Origin of the sequence: Escherichia sp. AM3 (assembly GCF_032029835.1) — a bacterium.
GTDB lineage: Bacteria > Pseudomonadota > Gammaproteobacteria > Enterobacterales > Enterobacteriaceae > Escherichia > Escherichia coli.
The window spans coordinates 1-1,697 of the sequence record NZ_JAVUPQ010000261.1 but is presented as its reverse complement, the minus strand read 5'-3'; the positions used below and the strand labels follow the sequence as shown (position 1 = coordinate 1,697).

Below are 1,697 nucleotides of genomic sequence, written 5' to 3'. Positions count from 1 at the left end.
ATTTCGCCAAAGTGGGTTTTCCGTTCACTCGCTGAAATTTTATCTGCGCCTTTACGCGAGTTAACGGGGAGCAACGCTGCACTGCGAGATGGCTGAGCGTCTGATGACGCTTTTCCTGCTGCCGTTTTGCGCTGGCGGGCCACCTTTATCTGCTGCAACCCTTTATCGTCCATCAGTCGTAACGCCTGTGTTGGGCAAACTTCAATACAGGCTTGCGTGCCGGAACTGCGCTGGTTACAAAGGTCGCATTTCTGCGCAATCGTATCGACCATCTCAACGACGCCAAAGGGGCAAGCGATTGCGCATCTTTTACAACCAATACATTTTTGCTCGTCCAGTTGTACGCTATCGGACTGGAAAGTCAGAGCATTAACCGGACAAGCCGTAACGCAAGGGGCATTGTTGCAGTGATGGCAGGCCACCGGATTCGCAGCCTGGCCTTTCCCTACAACGTGGATACGCGGTCGAAAGTCACTGTGACTCAGCGGCCAGTTTTCTTGATTGTGTGCCACCGCACAGGCAATTTCACAAGCATGACAGCCTATACATTCCGCAGCTTCAGCAGCAATAAACTTATTCATTTGCATCCCTTTCATTTAATGAGTTATGTCTTCTCAAATTTCGCGATGCAATAAACGGGCATATATTAGGTAGCATGACCGTTTTAATTATAATTTTGCGACTGAGTTCAAATTATTGCCCCTCAATCTATGCCGCTTTCATTATTTCAACATTGCCGATCAAAAGAGCGCTATCCAGATAAAAACGATTAAATGCGAGAGTGCGACATGCCAGAATGATTAATGAAATATCAATATGAGAAAATTACAGATAATTCCATTGTCAGGTTCTCTTCTCATTTTCGTGGTTTAACCACGATTATGTGATTGCCTCCGCAATTCCTGTCTCTAACTCCCCTTCCTCGCAAAAACTGGCACTCCACGAGCATGTGTTTAGACAGTTTCATTAACGTAAACGGTTGCTTTTTACTCTGGCGGGCGAAAGGAGAAACACTGATGAGCGCCATAGATTCCCAACTTCCCTCATCTTCTGGGCAAGACCGCCCAACTGATGAGGTTGACCGCATATTATCACCAGGAAAGCTGATCATACTCGGTCTGCAACACGTCCTTGTCATGTACGCAGGTGCAGTCGCTGTTCCTCTTATGATTGGTGACCGACTGGGCCTCTCAAAAGAAGCTATTGCGATGCTCATTAGCTCGGATCTCTTTTGCTGCGGGATCGTCACATTATTGCAATGTATCGGTATCGGCCGCTTTATGGGGATCCGCCTGCCGGTGATTATGTCGGTGACCTTTGCTGCTGTAACACCAATGATAGCCATTGGGATGAACCCGGATATCGGCCTGCTGGGGATATTTGGTGCCACTATCGCCGCGGGTTTTATCACCACATTATTAGCGCCACTTATCGGTCGCTTGATGCCTTTATTCCCGCCACTGGTTACCGGTGTGGTTATTACTTCTATCGGGCTTAGCATCATTCAGGTGGGTATTGACTGGGCCGCCGGAGGTAAAGGGAATCCGCAATATGGTAATCCCGTTTATTTAGGTATCTCCTTTGCCGTCTTAATTTTTATCTTGCTCATTACTCGCTATGCGAAAGGATTTATGTCCAACGTCGCCGTATTACTGGGGATTGTATTTGGCTTTTTACTTTCGTGGATGATGAATGAA

At 47.2% G+C, this 1,697-nt stretch carries 1 protein-coding gene and 1 pseudogene; one reads left to right on the top strand and one right to left on the bottom strand.

Features of this window, described 5'->3' with window-relative positions; genetic code table 11:
- The coding region (locus tag RTW80_RS24845; RefSeq protein ID WP_312720727.1) for a 4Fe-4S dicluster domain-containing protein at positions 1–581 on the bottom strand (581 nt) is incomplete at its 3' end.
- A 435-nt stretch (positions 582–1,016) separates the two neighbouring features.
- Between RTW80_RS24845 and uacT the strand changes: the two are divergent.
- Positions 1,017–1,697 (top strand): annotated as a pseudogene (uacT, locus tag RTW80_RS24840) (urate/proton symporter UacT); the annotation flags it as partial.